This window comes from Pseudoroseomonas cervicalis (assembly GCF_030818485.1).
Taxonomy (GTDB): Bacteria; Pseudomonadota; Alphaproteobacteria; order Acetobacterales; family Acetobacteraceae; genus Pseudoroseomonas; species Pseudoroseomonas cervicalis_A.
The window spans coordinates 3,712,757-3,729,207 of sequence record NZ_JAUTAJ010000004.1 but is presented as its reverse complement, the minus strand read 5'-3'; the positions used below and the strand labels follow the sequence as shown (position 1 = coordinate 3,729,207).

At 69.7% G+C, this 16,451-nt stretch carries 10 protein-coding genes and 1 pseudogene; 7 read left to right on the top strand and 4 right to left on the bottom strand.

Translation table 11 applies throughout. The features are described 5' to 3' along the window. The first annotated feature begins 34 nt into the window (after positions 1-34). The 6 genes and pseudogenes from QE401_RS21505 (at position 35) to QE401_RS21480 (ending at position 10,384) form a co-directional block, all read left to right on the top strand. Positions 35-1,171: an efflux RND transporter periplasmic adaptor subunit gene (locus tag QE401_RS21505; RefSeq protein ID WP_307140136.1), complete on the top strand. Its 1,137-nt coding sequence runs from the start codon at positions 35-37 to the stop codon at positions 1,169-1,171. After that, positions 1,168-1,473, top strand: a pseudogene (locus QE401_RS21500) (efflux RND transporter permease subunit); the annotation flags it as partial. The gene QE401_RS21505 and the pseudogene QE401_RS21500, both read left to right, overlap by 4 nt. Positions 1,474-1,687: 214 nt before the next feature. Then, positions 1,688-4,282 carry an efflux RND transporter permease subunit gene (locus QE401_RS21495; protein ID WP_307140135.1) on the top strand — a complete coding sequence of 865 codons (2,595 nt, stop codon included), beginning with the start codon at positions 1,688-1,690 and terminating at the stop codon, positions 4,280-4,282. Positions 4,283-4,437: 155 nt separating this feature from the next. Next, positions 4,438-7,818, top strand: coding sequence for a DUF4011 domain-containing protein (locus tag QE401_RS21490; RefSeq protein WP_307140134.1), 3,381 nt, complete (start codon positions 4,438-4,440; stop codon positions 7,816-7,818). Continuing rightward, positions 7,706-10,018, top strand: coding sequence for a DUF3320 domain-containing protein (locus QE401_RS21485; RefSeq protein WP_307140286.1), 2,313 nt, complete (start codon positions 7,706-7,708; stop codon positions 10,016-10,018). The genes QE401_RS21490 and QE401_RS21485 overlap by 113 nt, the downstream gene beginning before the upstream one ends. Before the next feature lie 51 nt (positions 10,019-10,069). Further along, positions 10,070-10,384, top strand: coding sequence for a hypothetical protein (locus QE401_RS21480; protein WP_307140133.1), 315 nt, complete (start codon positions 10,070-10,072; stop codon positions 10,382-10,384). A gap of 251 nt (positions 10,385-10,635) precedes the next feature. Here the strand turns inward: QE401_RS21480 and QE401_RS21475 are convergent, their stop codons facing one another. From QE401_RS21475 to QE401_RS21460, 4 genes are all read right to left on the bottom strand, one after another. Further along, on the bottom strand, positions 10,636-11,637 hold the full coding sequence (locus QE401_RS21475) for an alginate O-acetyltransferase AlgX-related protein (protein WP_307140132.1): 1,002 nt from the start codon (positions 11,635-11,637) through the stop codon (positions 10,636-10,638). A 199-nt stretch (positions 11,638-11,836) separates the two neighbouring features. After that, positions 11,837-13,051, bottom strand: a complete 1,215-nt coding sequence (locus tag QE401_RS21470) for an MFS transporter (protein WP_307140131.1) — start codon at positions 13,049-13,051, stop codon at positions 11,837-11,839. A 211-nt stretch (positions 13,052-13,262) separates the two neighbouring features. Continuing rightward, positions 13,263-14,354 (bottom strand): LLM class flavin-dependent oxidoreductase, encoded by a 1,092-nt coding sequence (locus QE401_RS21465; protein ID WP_307140130.1) that lies wholly within the window; start codon positions 14,352-14,354, stop codon positions 13,263-13,265. A gap of 36 nt (positions 14,355-14,390) precedes the next feature. Beyond that, positions 14,391-14,528, bottom strand: a complete 138-nt coding sequence (locus QE401_RS21460; protein ID WP_307140129.1) for a hypothetical protein — start codon at positions 14,526-14,528, stop codon at positions 14,391-14,393. Between the two features lie 290 nt (positions 14,529-14,818). Between QE401_RS21460 and QE401_RS21455 the strand changes: the two genes are divergently transcribed. After that, positions 14,819-16,414: an ABC transporter substrate-binding protein gene (locus QE401_RS21455; RefSeq protein ID WP_307140128.1), complete on the top strand. Its 1,596-nt coding sequence runs from the start codon at positions 14,819-14,821 to the stop codon at positions 16,412-16,414. Positions 16,415-16,451 lie beyond the last annotated feature (37 nt).

Genomic DNA, 16,451 nt, shown 5'->3' with positions numbered 1-16,451 from the left:
CGCCTCGCGCGGATTGCCTCCAGGACGACCCCCGATGAGACGGAACCTTTTCTGGGCCATGCTCGGCACCCTCGCCACCCTGGCGGGTGCCGGGGCAGGCGCCTTTGCGCTGGCCGGCCGCGCCCGGGACCCCGCCGCCGGGGGCCAGGACCCGGCGGGCGGGGATCCGCGGCAGGCGCCGCCCCTGGTCCTGGTGGCGGTGGCCGAGCCGCCCGGCCTGGCCGGGCACGCCTTCACCGGCCTGCTTGGGGCGAGGGTGCAGAGCGACCTGGCCTTCCGCGTCGGCGGCAAGGTCACGGCGCGCCTGGTCGATCTCGGCCAGGCCGTCCGGCGCGGGGACGTCCTGGCGCGGCTCGACGAGAAGGATCTGACCCTGGCGCTGCAGGCGCGGCGCAACGCCGTGCTCGGCGCGCGCGCGACGCTGCTGCAGGCGGAGGCCGATGAAGGGCGCTACCGCCAGCTGCTGGCCCAGGGCTGGGCATCGCGCCAGCGATACGAGGCCACCCGCGCCGCCCGCGACACTGCCCGCGCGGCCCTGGCCGCGGCCGAGGCGGAGGCCGAGATGGCGGCCAATGAGCTCGCCTACGCCACGCTGCGGGCCGATGCCGATGGTGTCGTGACCCAGGTGCTGGCCGAGCCGGGCGCCGTGCTGGCCGCCGGCCAGCCGATGATCCGCCTGGCCCAGGCCGGCCCGCGCGAGGCCGTGGTGAACCTGCCCGAGGGCCTCCGCCCCGCCCTCGGCACACGGGCAGAGGTCACCGTCTATGCGCTGTCCGGCGCCGCGACCACGGCCTCGCCCGCCCATCTGCGGCAGCTGGCCGATGCCGCCGATCCCGCCAGCCGCACCTATGAGGCGCGCTTCGTGCTGGAGGGCGCGGCGGCGCAGGCACCACTCGGCAGCACGGTGACGCTACGCCTCGCCGCCGCCGCCGGCGGTGGCGCGACCGTGCCGCTGGGCGCGCTCCGCGACGATGGGCGGGCCACCGGCGTCTGGGTGCTGGACGCTGCCGGCCAGAGCGTGCGCTTCCGCCCCGTGCAGCTGCGGCGGCTGGGCGCCGAGCAGGCGGTCGTCGAGGGTGTCGCGCCGGGCGAGCGCGTCGCGGCGCTGGGCGCCCAGCTGCTGCGGGAGGGCCAGCCGGTGCGGGTGGAGAGCCTGGAGGCCGCGCGATGAGCCTGAACCTGTCGGCGCTCGCGGTGCGCGAGCGCCCGGTGACGCTGTTCCTGATCCTGATGATCGCGCTCGCCGGCGCCTTCGCCTTCCTCAAGCTCGGCCGCGCCGAGGACCCCGCCTTCACCATCAAGGTGCTGACCGTGCAGGCGGCCTGGCCCGGCGCCACGGCGCAGCAGATGCAGGACCTCGTCGCCGAGCCGCTGGAGAAGCGCCTGCAGGAGCTGCGCTGGTATGACCGGGTCGAGACCATGACGCGCCCCGGCCTGGTCTTCATGACGCTGACGCTGCGCGACACCACGCCGCCGGCAGAGGTGCAGGAGCAGTTCTACCAGGCCCGCAAGAAGCTCGGCGACGAGGCGCGGCGCCTGCCGCCCGGCGCCATCGGCCCCTTCGTCAATGACGAGTATTCGGACGTGACCTTCGGCCTCTACGCGCTGAAGGCGCCCGGCCTGCCGCCGCGCCTGCTGACGCGGCAGGCGGAGGCCATCCGGCAGCGGCTTGCTGCATGTGCCCGGCGTGAAGAAGGTGGACATCCTGGGGGAGCGGCCGGAGCGCGTCTTCGTCGAATTCTCCTATCCGCGCCTGGCCGCGCTCGGCATCGCTGCGCAGGACATCTTCGCGGCGCTGGAGCGGCAGAACCTGCTCTCTCCGGCCGGCTCGGTGGAGACCCGGGGTCCGCAGCTGCCGATCCGTCTCGACGGCGCCTATGACAGCGTCGAATCGATCGCCGCGACGCCCATCGTGGTCGGCGGCCGCAACCTGCGCCTGTCCGATGTCGCCGAGATCCGCCGCGGCTACGAGGACCCGGCGAGCTTCCTGATCCGCCATGATGGCGAGCCCGCCATGGCGCTCGGCGTGGTCATGCAGGAGGGATGGAACGGGCTGGCGCTCGGCGCGGCGCTGGAGCGGGAGGTGGCGGCCATCCAGGAGGGGCTGCCGCTCGGCCTGTCGCTCAGCAAGATCAGCGACCAGGCCGTCAACATCGACGGCGCGGTCGGCGAGTTCATGGTGAAGTTCGTCATGGCGCTCGGTGTGGTGCTGCTGGTCAGCTTCCTCAGCCTGGGCTGGCGCGCCGGCATCATCGTCGCCGCCGCCGTGCCGCTCACCCTGGCCATCGTCTTCGTCATCATGCTGGGCACCGGCCGGGTGTTCGACCGCATCACCCTCGGCGCGCTGATCCTCTCGCTCGGCCTGCTGGTGGACGATGCCATCATCGCCATCGAGATCATGGTGGTGAAGATGGAGGAGGGCATGGACCGCATCGCCGCCGCCGCCTTCGCCTGGAGCCACACCGCGGCGCCGATGCTCTCCGGCACGGTCGTGACGGTGATCGGGCTGATGCCGGTGGGCTTCGCCCAGTCCAGCGCGGGCGAATATGCCGGCAACATCTTCTGGATCGTGGGCTTCGCCCTGATGGCCTCCTGGGTCGTGGCCGTGACCTTCACCCCCTATCTGGGCGTGGTGATGCTGCCGAAGCCCGCGCCGCTGCCGGGCGGCCATGCGGCGCTCTACGAGACGCGCGGCTACCGGATGCTGCGCGCGGCGATCGTCTGGGCGGTGCGGCGCAAATTTCTGGTGGCCGGGCTTGTGCTGCTGTCGCTCGGCCTGGCGGGGGCGGGGATGGGCGCGGTGAAGCAGCAATTCTTCCCGCAATCCGACCGGCCGGAATTGCTGGTCGAGCTCCGCCTGCCCCAGGGCAGCAGCATCGGCGCGACCGGCGCGGCGGCGGCGAAGGTCGAGGCCTGGCTGCAGCAGCAGCCGGAGGCCCGCATCGTGACCAGCTATTTCGGGCAGGGCGCGCCGCGCTTCTTCTTCTCCATGTCGCCGGAGCTGCCGGACCCGGCCTTCGCCAAGATCGTGATCCTGACGCCCTCGGCCGCGGCGCGCGAGGCGCTGAAGCACCGGCTGCGCGCGCGCATCGCCACGGGCCTGGCGCCGGAGGCGGATCTGCGCGTCACTCAGCTGGTCTTCGGCCCCTATTCGCCCTTCCCCGTGGCCTTCCGCGTCATGGGCCTGGAGGCGTCCGAGGTGCTGCGCATCGCCGGGCAGGCGCAGGAGATCATGCGGCAGAACCCGCAGATGCGGCGGGTGGACCAGGATTGGGGCGCCCGCAGCCCGACCGCGCATATCGTGCTCGACCAGGACCGGCTGCGGCTGATCGGCCTGTCCCCGGCCGAGGCGGCGCAGCAGCTGCAATTCCTGCTCTCCGGCGTCACGGTGACGCAGATGCGCGAGGACATCCGCAGCGTGGAGGTGGTCGCCCGCAGCGCCGGGCCGACGCGCCTCGATCCGGCCCGGCTGGGCGAGCTGACGCTGACCTCCCGCAGCGGCGGCATCATCCCGCTGGAGCAGATCGGCCGGCTGGAGATGCGCATGGAAAGCCCGCTGCAATGGCGGCGGGACCGGGTGCCGACCGTCACCGTGCGCGGCGATGTGGCGGAGGGTGTGCAGCCGCCCGAGGTGTCGCAGCAGATCATCGCGGCGCTGGCGCCGCTGCGCGCCTCCCTGCCGCCGGGCTACCGGATCGAGACGGCGGCCAATATCGAGGAATCGGCCAAGGCGAATGCGGCGCTGGCGGCGGTCTTCCCGCTCATGATCGCGCTGATGCTGGCCGTCATCATGCTGCAGGTCCGCTCCTTCGCGGCCACCGCCCTGGTGATGCTGACGGCGCCGCTCGGCCTGGTGGGGGCGGTGCCGGTGCTGCTGCTGTTCGGCCAGCCCTTCGGCTTCAACGCCATCCTCGGGCTGATCGGGCTGGCGGGCATCCTGATGCGCAACACCCTGATCCTGATCGGCCAGATCCATGACAATGAGGCGGCGGGGCTGTCACCCTACCAGGCCATCGTCGAGGCGACGGTGCAGCGCGCGCGGCCCGTGATCCTCACCGCGCTGGCGGCGGTGCTCGCCTTCATCCCGCTGACGCATTCGGTGTTCTGGGGGTCCATGGCCTACACGCTGATCGGCGGCACGGCGGTGGGCACGGTGCTGATCCTGGTATTCCTGCCCGCGCTCTATGCCATCTGGTTCCGCGTGCGGCCGGAGGTGGACCGGGCGCCGGGCGCGGCGCCGGTGGCGCAATCCGCACAGGCCTTGGGGGCGCCGGGGCGGTGATGATCAGCCCCGCTCCGCTGACCGCGCGCAACGCTCCGGCTGCTCGTCGTTTCAGGGGCAAGCATCACCCTTGAGGACTGAGCCTGCCCCGGGGCGCTTGCAGCTCCCGGGGCCATCTGTAACAGTATGGGAACATTTTTCCGGCGGTACTCAGCATGGCGGATGCGCCTGTTTCGGTGTTCCAGGGCGACCTCCCAATCCTCACCAAGCTGGAAAGGGCACGGGCCGAGCTTCTGGATATGTCGGCGCGCAACCGCCTCCTGAACGTTCCCAGGTTCTCCCAGACCGCCCGGACGGTTGACGTGGTCGACGAGCGGTCCGCCGAGGTGTTTCGCCTGCTGGTCCGTGACGGGAAGGCGCTCATCTTCCTCCCCGGCCGCGAGACGGCCCAGGAGAAGGCCGAGGCTGATACGAAGACCAAGGCCGAGGCAGAGCTCTTCCTGCCCGAGCTGCCCCAGCCGGAGGAGAGCGAGACCCTCGAGGAGCGGGGCACCGCCAGCCGTCACGCGGACACCAGGCTGCAGACCCGCATGACATCCAAGGGCCTGCAGAAGCGACTGCTGGACCTCTACGGGGACGCCCGGACCCTGGAGGAGGAGCAAGGCGTCAACGTCCTCTACCTCGCCCTTGGCCTGCTGAAATGGATCGACCCGCAGAACCCGGCGAACATCCGCCACGCGCCGCTGGTGCTGGTGCCGGTCACCCTGGAGCGCGGCACGGCTGGGGAACGCTTCCGGCTCCGCGCCCGGCCAGAGGATCTGTCGGCCAATCTGTCCCTCGAAGCCTATCTGGACCGGATTCACACCCTGAAGCTCCCGGAGCTGGACCCTGGCGAGGATTTCGATCCGGCCGCCTATTTTGACGAGGTCGCCAAGGCGATCGAGACCAAGGAGGGATGGGAGGTCAAACCGGACGACATCGTCCTCGGCTTCTTCTCCTTCGCCAAATTCCTGATGTACCGGGATCTGGACCCGGCGAACTGGCCACAGAACGAGACCATCGCCGACCGCCCCATGATCCGTGCCCTGCTCGCGGACGGTTTCGATGGCGCCCAGGAGTTGCTGCACGAGGACACGCCGATCGATCGGCATATCGCCCCGGCCGAGATGCTGCACATCGTCGATTGCGACAGTTCCCAGACGCTGGCCGTCCACGATGTTCGTCAGGGGCGCAACCTGGTCATCCAGGGCCCGCCCGGCACGGGCAAGTCGCAGACCATCTCCAACATCATCGCCTCCGCCATCGCCGACGGTAAGACCGTGCTGTTCGTGGCCGAAAAGATGGCGGCCCTTGAGGTGGTGAAGCGCCGCCTTGACATGGCGGGCCTGGGGGATGCCTGCCTCGAACTGCACAGCAACAAGGCCAATAAGCGCTCTTTCCTGGATGAGCTACGGCGGACCTGGAATCTCGGCACTCCGAAGGGGGACAGGCCGGACGCGCTGACCCGGCGCCTCACAGAAGCCCGGGACGTGCTGAACGCGCATGTCGAACGGATCCACCGTGTCCACCCCGTGGCCGGGCTGACCCCATATCAGGTGTTCGGTCAGCTGGCCCGTCTGCAGCAGGATGGGCGCCGCCCGGTTGATTTCGACTTGCCCGCCGCGCCGAGCTGGAGCCGGGAGGATGTCGCCGATCGTCAGGCGCTGGTCGGCGAGATGGCGGAGCGCGTCCTCGACATCGGGCTGCCCGACCGGCATCCCTGGCGCGGGGTCGGGCTGGATGTCGTTCTGCCGACAAACGTCGAGCGGCTGATGGTCCGCCTGACCGCGTTGCTGCACCAGCTCGGCGGCTGGAACGCCATGCAGGCTGAACTGGCGCAAGGGCTAGAGGCCGACATGCCGCCCAGCTTTGCCGCCGCCCAACGGCTCACCGCCCTCGGGCGCCGCGTCGCCTCGGCCCCCGACATGGACCCGGCCGCCCTAGGCTGGCCACACTGGTCCGACAAGGCCGGGGAGGTGATGCGCCTGCTGGCCACAGGCCACGATTTCGACCGGTTTTCCGCTGGCCTTGAGGGGCGGGTAACTCCCGCCGGTCTGGAAGCCTCAGTCACGGACGCGATCACCGCTTTCGCCAGCCTGCCGCCTGCCTTTGGTGCCGCGGCCTTCGACCATGTCCGGCAGTTGCGGGGCGCGCTGCCTCGGCTGCTGGCGGGCGCCGACCAGTTGGATGCCGAACTGGGCCGCCCCGGCGGCGAGCGCACCCTGGCCAGCCTCGAGCGCCTGATTGCCACCGGCGAGCGAGTGGCGGCCGCACCCGATGCCAGCCCTGAAGCCTTCGCCGCCACGGTGTGGGACCATGGGGTCGAGCAGGCCGGTGATCTGGCGGAAGCCGTCGCCTCGCTCGAGCGGGCAAAGGCGTCGCTGGGCGACAGCCTCCTCGATGCGGCCTGGACGACCGATGTCAGCCGCGCCCGGCAGGCGCTGGCAACGCACACCGGTTTCCTCAAGATGCTGAATGGCGAGTGGCGGCAAGCCAACGCCCTGCTGCGCACGCTTGTCCGTGACCCGAACGCGCCGCTGCCTGAACTTCTGGAGCGGTTGGACACGCTGTCCAAGGGTCAGGCGGCCATTCGCACCATCAGGGAGGGGCACGAGTTCGGGAAGTCGGCGTTCGGCGCCGATTGGCGCGGCGAGAAGTCGGCTTCAGCGCCCCTCATCGCCCTGGTGGACTGGATGCGCACGCTGCGGGGCCTGGGCGCCGAACCGCGGATGATCGCGGGCCGCACGCCCCAGCGCAGCGCGCTGTCGCAGATGACGAGCGCGTTGAAGGCACTCTACACCGAGGTCCGTGGGAGGCTGGTCTCCTTGCGGACCGAGGCGGGTGGCGGCGCCTCGTCCCTGTTCGGCGAAGGCATGTCGGATGAGCGGGCGGTGCTGCCGGATCTGGCCGCCAGGATTATCTCCCTAGCTGAAGCGGATGAGGTGGCCTGTGCTGCGGCGCCCGCCGCCGTCCAATTGCCGGATCGGCTGGAAATCCTGCGCCGCATCGCCGCCCGCCAGGATGCATCGCGCGCCATCGAGGACAGCGCATCGCTTGGCGCTGCAGCCTTCGGCCGCGCTTGGAAAGGCGAGCGGTCCGACTGGCGCGGGCTGGCCAAGGCGGCGCAGTGGATAATGTCGAACCAAGACATCCGGGAACTGGCGTCCCGCGTCGCCGGCCGTGGCGAGCTCATCGAAACCCTGCAGCGCGTCGAAACCGGCCAGCAGGAGCTGGTCAAGGACATAGAGGAGGTGTTCGCCTCGCTCAGGGCCGACATGGCCTCGCTATTCGGCAAGGAAAGACTGGACGTCCTGCCCTTGGTCGAGCTCGCCACGCGGCTGCGGGAATGGCTGGCCCATCGTGAACAGCTCTCGAAATGGGTGTCCTATCGGGAACGCGCCGACCGCGCCCCGCGCGGCAGGCCTGACGCCCCTCGTGCAGCGCCTGCAGGACGGTCGCCTGGCACCCACCGATGCCCTCCCCTCCTTCCAGATGGCTTATTACGAGGCCCTGCTGGCCAATCTGGTGGGGGCGGACCCGGAACTCGGCCGCTTTGACGGCGCACTGCACGGCGCCAGAGCCCGGGAGTTCGCCGAGCTCGATCTGCAACGCATCGACGCCGCCCGGCTGGAGGTCGTCCGCGCGCACCACAGCCGGATTCCGGCCCAGGTGGGCATGGGGCCTGTGGGCGTTCTGCGGGCGGAGATTGCCCGGCGCCGCGGTCACATGCCAATCCGCCAGCTCGTCCAGCGCGCCGGACCTGCCATCCAGGCGTTGAAGCCTGTCATGATGATGAGCCCGCTCTCGGTCGCGCAGTTCCTGACGCCCGGCACGATGAGCTTCGACCTGCTGGTCATGGACGAGGCCAGCCAGATCCAGCCAGTAGACGCCCTCGGCGCCATCGCCCGATCCCGTCAGGTTGTGGTCGTTGGCGACGAGCGCCAGCTGCCGCCGACCCGCTTCTTCGCCAAGATGACTGGCGGCGACGTTGAGGACGACGAGGACGGGGCGTCCGTTGCCGACATCGAGAGCATCCTTGGCCTGTTCATGGCACGCGGCCTGCCTCAGCGCATGCTCCGCTGGCACTACCGCAGCCGACACCAATCTCTGATCGCGGTATCGAACCACCAGTTCTACGAGAGCAAACTGTTCATCGTCCCCAGCCCGTTTACGCGCGAAGCGGGAATGGGGCTGACCTTCCGGCACGTGCCGGACGGCGTGTTTGACTCTGGCGGAACGGGGACGAATGCCGCCGAAGCCAAGCTGGTGGCGCAGGAGGTCATCCACCATGCCAAGACCAGTCCTGGCCACTCGCTGGGCGTCGCCACCTTCTCCAGCCGCCAGCGCCGCGCCATCCAGGACGAGCTCGAAATCCTTCGGCGCCTGAATCCCGATACGGAGAAGTTCTTCCACTCCCATCCGGGCGAGCCGTTCTTCATCAAGAACCTGGAGAACGTCCAGGGTGACGAACGCGACGTCATCATGATCTCGGTGGGCTATGGGCGGAACGCGAACGGCACCTTCTCCATGCGCTTCGGCCCGCTTGGCGCTGATGGCGGCGAGCGGCGCCTGAACGTCCTCATAAGCCGCGCCAAGCGCCGTTGCGAGGTGTTCGCCTCCATCACGGACGAGGACATCGACCTGGAGCGCGTCAAGGGGAAAGGCGTCTTCGCGCTGAAGCTATTCCTGCACTATGCCCGGACCGGCAGGCTTGACGTCGCCCATCGAAGCGGCCGGGAGCAAGACAGCATTCTGGAGGAGCAGATCGGGCGCGCACTGCAGGACCGTGGCTACCAGGTCCATCCCCAGGTTGGCATTGCCGGCTTCTTCATCGACTTGGCCATCGCGGATGCCGAGCGGCCGGGCCGGTATCTGCTCGGCATTGAGTGCGATGGCGCGGCCTACCACAGCTCCCGGTCCGCCCGGGACCGAGATCGCCTGCGGCAGGCAGTGCTGGAGGACCATGGCTGGATCATCCATCGTGTCTGGGGATCTGACTGGTTCCAGCGCCCCATGGAGCAGCTGGAGCGGATTGCCATGGCGATCGAGGCCGCCCGCGCCGAGTTGGCGGAGCGGGAGAGGGCTGGCAGTCTCGGCGGACGTGCCGTGCCCCTCGATGTGGTGACCCTCGAGAGAAGTCAGGTTCTGGAAGGCGACAATGAGATCGCCGAAACAAGTGCCGTGGGCGCTTCCCCTTACCGCGAGGCGATGCCGCAGGTACCGCTTGGCCAAGAGATGCACGAGGTGGCCAGCGGCCGCATGGCCGAACTCGTTGAGCAGGTCGTCGCCGTAGAAGGCCCCGTGCATCTGGATGAGGTTGTCGTGCGGCTGCGCACCGCCTGGGGCCTGCAGCGTGCCGGTGGCCGCATACAGGCGGCCGTGGAACGGGGTGCCGAGGTCGGCGTGCAGCGGGGCAAGCTCATCCGGGACGGCGAATTTCTGTTGATACCAGGCCAATCGATCGCGGTCCGCGACCGGAGCGGTGTGTTGGCCACCTCCCTACGCAAGCTGGACGTTCTGCCGCCTCAGGAAGTGGAAGCCGCCGTTCTTCAGGTTGCTCGGACCGGCCTCGGGGCAAGCCCTGATGAGATCGGGGCCGCCGTTCCCCGGCTACTGGGGTTCAAGTTGGTGAGCGCTCAGCTTCGCCAGCTTGTGTCCGCCGCGGTGGCGCGCCTGGAGGGTGCGGGAAGGCTCACACAGCAGGCGGGATTGCTGATGGCGGCGGAAGACGTTCAAGACCGGAGCGCGACTGAGTAGAATTCACTGGCCGAAGCTGTGGCTAGAGCCCAGGCAAAGACGGCAGACAGAATGCCCATAGGCCAGGAACCGATCGGCGTCGCGTCGGGGCGGGCCCGACCTGTTTCCAGCGAGAAGCGGCGCCATGTCGACAAGATCAACGGCTTCGGCGGCCCCCTCAACCGCCTGCTGCACCACCGGCTGTTCGCGGGCAGGATGCGCCTCAACAGCACCGGGGCCGAGCAGCCGAACATCAACCAGCCTCGGCGCGACATCTTCCAACCACACTTGCGCCGGTGCCGGCGCGGTTCTGGTGGATTGCTGCTGATCTTCAAGGGCAACAGCAACTACACGCCGGACAGCATGACCTTCGACGGCAGCGCCTGATGCTGCGGCCAGATCATCACGGTGGACGATCATGTCATCGAATCCGACCAGCGCCCCGACCTGGGCACCTTCCAGGGCGTGACGCTGGTCATCCACAAGGGCCGCGGCAGCGACAGGATCGACCGCCGCAAGTGCCGGACGGGGTGCGGCCAGGCAACACGCCTATCCAGCCGGGCCAATGGATTGTGGCGCTCTGTGGGGAAGCGCTCCGAGGCGCGCCAGCTGGCCCGCCTGGCCGTCCCGAACGGGCCTCAGCCAGGTGCCGTTTTGCGCCGCGCAGTCAACACGCCCACCACATGCGCCTCCCGCCCCCCTGTCCAGGCGACGCCCTTGTCGAGCACGACAGGCGGGCAGCCAGACAGCTGCTTCACGGAGAAGGAAGTGGTGGGCATGCTCTGATCAAACCAGTAGGAATACCTCCTGTAATATGACTTCCGATCAAACATCATTTTCTTCTTTTTTACTTTTTGATCGTGAAAATTGATTTGCATCATCCCGGTCCGCGGCCCCTTGAGCGTCAGCAGGCCACGGAATGTGTGATGCTCCGGCAGCTGGATGCGCCGCTCTTCCTCTTCCATGATCGTAAGATAGGGAAGCTCGAGATTTGCTCGCCGGAAGAGGCTGAGCTCCGTGCCATCCGGGACCAGTTCGCTGATGGGCACAAAAGCGGGCTCTTCCTCCCCCTCCGGCAGTGCGGCAGGCTTGCTGGGCTGCGGCCGGAGAGCCGCCAGGGTCTGCATGAAGGCGAAGACCTCGCGCGCGTAGAATTCGGCACCGAGTGGAGCGGTGTGCGTGCTGTCCTTCAGATAGTCCAGCAGGAGGCCCTGTTCCTTGAACCGCAGCATCGGGCGGACGAGGTCCAGCACCGGATAACCATGCTCCGTCGCAAAGGCGTCGATGGCATTGGTCAGGGGATCGTTTTCATAGTCGATGGCCCGCCGCATCATATGGATGAAACAGGGAATGGCGCCCACGCTCATGCAATGATGGGCAATGCGCTGCAGATGCGGCAGGTAGCCCTCCGGTTCGGCCGCAAAGCGCAAGCAGGACGAAATCTCCAGAAGAGCATAGTCGGCGCCAGAAAAATCAAGGCGATCCGCAATAAAAGGGATGACATTGAACGTGGCACCCCCAATGGCCTTGAAGGAAAACTCCAGTCCTTCTGCGGATGATTCGGCCATATTTTTCACGAGCGGCGCAAATCCGGAACTCTGCTCAGAGATGCTGAACCCAAAAAGCACAAATTTGGTCATGGTTTTCAGTCCAGAATCTGGATTCTTCCAGACTATATTGCAGGCGCGAAGTTGTCCATGCCTGGCGCCACCGCTCCGCGCCGGTCCGAGGCTGGCGCGCGCAACGGGCCGGCCAGCACCCCTTGCACACCAGCCCCGCCGGCAACTCGCCTGAGCGCCGGAAGGGCCACCGCGCCGGGACCGGCACCATCGATGCGCCTCACACCGTCGCCAGCCGCGCCCGCCGCCGCGCCAACAGCGACACCATGATCAGCACATTGGCCAGGTTCCACAACATGCCGTTGAGGAAGGCGGCCGCGTAGCTGCCGGTCAGGTCGAAGATCACCCCCGACAGCCAGCCGCCCAGTGCCATGCCGACCAGCGTCGCCATCAGCACGATGCCGACGCGGGTGCCGGCCTCGGAGGCCGGGAAGCTCTCGCGCACGATGACGGCGTAGGAGGGCACGATGCCGCCCTGCACCAGCCCGAACAGCGCCGAGAGCACATAGAGCGAGGCCAGCCCGTCGAAGAACAGGAACAGCGACAGCGCCAGCCCCTGCAGCACCGAGCCCAGCAGCAGGGTGCGCAGCCCGCCGATGCGGTCGGCGATCACGCCCGAGGCCAGGCGGGAGACGATGCCGCAGGCCAGCATCAGCGACAGCATCTCCGCCCCGCGCGCCACGCCATAGCCGAGATCGCCGCAATAGGCGACGATATGCACCTGCGGCATCGCCATGGCGACGCAGCAGGCCACCCCGGCGGCGCAGAGCAGCACGGTCAGCGCATTGCGCGACAGGCCGAAGGAGCGGCCCTCGCCGCCCTCGCCCGCACCGGCGCCGGCCGGGATCTCGGGCGCCCGGGCGCGCAGCAGCAGGGCCAGCGGCGCCATCGTCACCAGGCAGACCAGGCCGACGATGACATGCGCGGTGCGCCAGCCATAGGCGCCGATCAGCCAGCTCAGCACCGGCGGCCAGATCGCGCCGGCCAGGTAGTTGCCGGAGGCGGCGATGGCCACCGCGACACCGCGCCGCTTGCGGAACCACAGCGACACCTCGGCCACCAGCGGGGTGAAGGCGGCGGCCGAGCCCAGCATGCCGATCAGCAGCGCCTGGGCCAGGGTGAAGACCACCGGCCCCGGCGCCAGCCCGGCCAGGATATAGCCGCCGCCCAGCATCGCCGTCGCCGCCAGCAGCGGCCGCATCGGGCCGTGCCGGTCGATCAGCCGCCCCATCAGCACGCCGCCGGCGCCGAAGCCCAGCATGGCCAGGGTGTAGACCATGGAGGCATCGCCGCGGGTGATGCCGAACTCCGTCTGCAGCGAGGGCAGCGTCACCACCACCGACCACATGCCGACGCCGCCCAGCGTGGCCAGCGCCACGACGACGCCGAGGCGCAGCCAGGCGGTGCGGGAATCCAGCAGGTCGACGCGGTTCATCGCCGGCTCTCGCGCCGGACGCGCTGTGCTCGTTGTGTCATGGGACGCCCCACCCCTCGCTGGCCGGGTCGGGGCGGTGCCGCGCGGCAGCCGGCCGCCGGCCTTCTTCCCCGGCATGATGGGCCGGGCGCGGGGGGCTGTCCATGCGGGGGCGGGCATGGGGCGGCGTGGCGCCCCCCCTGCCCGCCCCTTGCCTGCCCCCTGGGGCGCCTCAGGCGGCGACGCTGACCCGGCCGACCGCCTGCCCGGCCGCCAGCTCGCGCAGCAGCGGGATCAGCTCGCGCCCATATTGCACCGCATCCTCGAGCGGGTCCCAGCCGCGCAGGATGTAGTGGGAGACGCCGATCTCGCGGTAGCGCAGCATGGCGCGCGCCACCTGCTCGGGCGTGCCGACCAGCGCGGTGCTGTTGCCGCGCCCGCCCAGCACCCCCGCCATGGCGGTCCAGAGCCGCTCATCCAGCACCTCGCCGCGCTGCGACAGCCCGACCAGGCGCTGGGAATTGATCGCCTGCCCGGCCGGGATCAGCCCGGCATCGCCGGCCTGCCGCAGCTTGGCGAGCGCCCGCTCGCGGATATGCTGCGCCTTCTCCCAGGCCTGCTTCTCGGTGGCGGCGATGATCGGGCGGTTGGACCAGGAGAATTCCAGGGCGCGCCCCGCCGGCACCCCCGCCTGCACCCGGCGCAGCATGGCGGCGGTGTCGGCCAGCGGCTCGCCGAACAGCGCATAGACATCGGCATGCCGCCCGGCGACGCGGATGGCGGAATCGGAGGCGCCGCCGAAGAAGATCGGCAGGCCCGGGCGCTGCAGCGGCCGCACATCGGAATGCGCCTGCTGCACGCGGTAGAATTCGCCCTCATGGTCGAAGGGCGCGGTTTCCGTCCAGCTGCGGCGCAGCAGGGTCAGGAACTCGTCGGTGCGGCGGTAGCGCGCGGCGTGGTCGGCATAGTCGCCATCCTTGCGCTGGTCGGCATCCTCGCCGCCGGAGATGACATGCAGCGCCAGGCGGCCGCCGGTCAGGTTCTCCAGCGTGGCGATCTTGCGCGCGGCCAGGGTGGGCGCGACGAAGCCGGGCCGGTGCGCCAGCAGGAAATGGATGCGCCTGGCGACCGATGCGGCATGCGCCAGCACCAGGAAGCCATCCGCCGCATTGGTCCAGTAGCCGGCCAGCACGCGGTCGAAGCCGCCTTCCTCATGCGCCCGGGTGATGCGCTCGATGTAGTCGGGCTGGAAGGCGGGGCCGCTCTGCGGCTCCAGGTCGGAGGTGGGGCGGGCCCAGATCATACCCGTGATGTGCAGGCTCATGCGGTTCTCGATCTTCTCGGGGAGGGAGGGGGCGGCTCACAGCCGCAGCGACAGCAGGGGCGCGGCACCGGCCGGCGGCGCGGCGCCCGGGTTGGCGGGCGGCGCCAGGCCCAGCAGGCGCAGCAGCAGCAGGCAGGAGAGCAGGCCGAGACCCGCCCGGAGCAGCAGCGACATGGCCCGATCCTTCCGATGCCGGCGCCGGCGGCCTGGCCGCGCGGCGGAACCACGATGCGGTTCGGTTAATTCACGCAAACCCATCGTGATCGGCGAATCCGCCGTGAGTCAATGATTTTAGCGGTATTCCTTCGCGGCGGGGCGGCTGAAAGGCGCGACGCCGGCGCCCGCCGCGCGGCGCGGCCTCGGCGCGCGACACGTATTAATGTCGTTTTTGATCGTATAATTATTGACTCACTTTTTTGCAGGCGCCTTACTGGGCCGGCTCACCTGCCACCCAAGGAACCGCCATGCCGCATTCCCGTCCGTCCTCCCGCACCCTCCGGGGAGGCCTCGCCGCGCTCTGCCTCGCCTGGGGCGGGATGTGTGGCGGCGCGCTGGCGCAGGACCTGACCATCGGCGTCGCCAATCCGGTGGCCTCGGTCGATCCGCACATCTCCAACACCACCTCGAACTTCGCCCTCACCGCGCATCTCTTCGACGCGCTGGTGCGGCGCGACGCGGCGCTCCAGCTGCAGCCCGGCCTGGCCGAGAGCTGGCGGCCGATCTCCGACACGGTGTGGGAATTCCGCCTGCGCCGTGATGTGGCCTGGCATGACGGCCAGCCCTTCACCGCCGAGGATGTCGCCGCCACCTTCGCCCGCGTGCCGACCATCCCGACCGGCGGCGGCTATTCCTACGCCGTGCGGCCGATCCGCCGTGTCGAGGTGGTGGATGCGCACACGCTGCGCCTGCATCTGGACCGGCCGAACCCGCTGCTGCCGAATGATCTCGCCAGCGTGCAGATCATCGCCCGCCACGCGGTGGAGGGGCCGCTGCCGGACCAGTTCAACACCGGCCGCGCCGCCATCGGCACCGGCCCCTACCGCTTCGCCGGCTTCCGCCCCGGCCAGGGCGCGCAATTCACCCGCAACGAGGCCTATTGGGGCGACGCCGAGCCCTGGGCGCGCGTCGATTACCGCTTCCTGCCGAATGACGGCGCGCGCAGCGCCGCCATCCTGGCCGGCGATGTCGATGTCATCGACCAGGTGCCGTCCAACGATCTGGCGCGGCTGAAGCGCGAGCCGCGGCTGCGCGTCAGCGAGACGCCCGGCGTGCGGGTGATCTACCTGCAGCCGGATTTCTCCCGCCAGGGGCCGGTGCCCGGCGTCACCGACCACCAGGGCCGGCCGCTGGAGCGCAACCCCTTCCTCGACCGCCGGGTGCGCCGCGCGCTGGACCTGGCCATCGACCGCCAGGCGCTGGCCAGCCGGGTGATGGAGGGCAGCGCCATCCCCACCGCGCAATGGCTGCCGGAGGGCACCTATTCGCACAATCCGGAGCTGCGCGTGGTGCCGGCCGACCCGGCCGCGGCGCGCCGCCTGCTGGCCGAGGCCGGCTTCCCGGAGGGCTTCCGCCTGGTGCTCTCGACGCCGAATGACCGCTACCCGGGCGATGCGCGCACCGCCCAGGCGGTGGCGCAGTTCTGGACCCGCATCGGCGTGCGCACCGAGGTCGAGGCGCTGCCCTGGGCCAGCTACCTGGCGCGCGGCCCGAAGCAGGAATTCGGCTTCCGCCTGGGCGGCTGGGGCAGCTCGACCGGCGAGGCCAGCTCCCTGCTGCGCAATGTCGTCGGCACCTATGACCGCGAGAAGGGCTGGGGCTCGCCGAATTTCAGCCGCTACAGCAACCCCGAGCTGGACGCGCTGACCGAGCGCGCGCTGACCACCCAGGATGATGCGGCGCGCGAGGCGATCCTGCGCGAGGCGGTGGCGCTGGAGGCGCGCGAGCTCGGCATCCTGCCGCTCTTCCTGCTGCAGAACGCCTGGACCACCCGGCAGGGCCTCACCTACGCGGCGCGCGCCGATGAGCAGACCCTCGCCACCGCCGTGCGTCCCGCGCCGTGACCGCGCTTTCCCACCCCGCCGCCAGACAAGGGACATC

Excerpts from the sequence above, each read along its gene's own strand:
- QE401_RS21505 (WP_307140136.1), top strand. The coding sequence starts at position 35 with ATGAGACGGAACCTTTTCTGGGCCATGCTCGGCACCCTCGCCACCCTG.
- QE401_RS21490 (WP_307140134.1), top strand. The coding sequence starts at position 4,438 with ATGGCGGATGCGCCTGTTTCGGTGTTCCAGGGCGACCTCCCAATCCTC.
- QE401_RS21480 (WP_307140133.1), top strand. The coding sequence starts at position 10,070 with ATGCCCATAGGCCAGGAACCGATCGGCGTCGCGTCGGGGCGGGCCCGA.
- QE401_RS21475 (WP_307140132.1), bottom strand. The coding sequence starts at position 11,637 with ATGACCAAATTTGTGCTTTTTGGGTTCAGCATCTCTGAGCAGAGTTCC.
- QE401_RS21470 (WP_307140131.1), bottom strand. The coding sequence starts at position 13,051 with ATGAACCGCGTCGACCTGCTGGATTCCCGCACCGCCTGGCTGCGCCTC.
- QE401_RS21465 (WP_307140130.1), bottom strand. The coding sequence starts at position 14,354 with ATGAGCCTGCACATCACGGGTATGATCTGGGCCCGCCCCACCTCCGAC.
- QE401_RS21460 (WP_307140129.1), bottom strand. The coding sequence starts at position 14,528 with ATGTCGCTGCTGCTCCGGGCGGGTCTCGGCCTGCTCTCCTGCCTGCTG.
- QE401_RS21455 (WP_307140128.1), top strand. The coding sequence starts at position 14,819 with ATGCCGCATTCCCGTCCGTCCTCCCGCACCCTCCGGGGAGGCCTCGCC.